Genomic DNA, 256 nt, shown 5'->3' with positions numbered 1-256 from the left:
AGCTACAACAGCCTACGCGCAAAAGAGTAAAAAGCCAATCCTCCCGTACCTGCAAATTGACAAGGCTGTAAACGCTATTTCGGCCGTTATGATCCATGATGTGGTAAACCCACCTGCTGCCTCACGGTATTATGCTTATGTAACCCTGGGGGCTTATAACCTGGTGAGCATCAACAATAAACAAATAGTACCTGTGGGTAATTTCATCAAAAGCTACACACAGGATAACCAGATCAACATCCCGGCCGATAAATAC

Annotated in this window: 1 protein-coding gene; it reads left to right on the top strand. The window is 44.9% G+C overall.

The window, feature by feature from the left end:
* The coding region (locus ACEN88_RS35745) for a hypothetical protein (protein WP_413347129.1) at positions 1-256 on the top strand (256 nt) is incomplete at both ends.

The organism is Massilia sp. CT11-108, assembly GCF_047302915.1.
GTDB classification, from domain to species: domain Bacteria; phylum Pseudomonadota; class Gammaproteobacteria; order Burkholderiales; family Burkholderiaceae_D; genus Telluria; species Telluria orientalis.
Note: the sequence above shows the minus strand (reverse complement) of the source record. Positions and strands in the feature narration are given on the sequence as shown.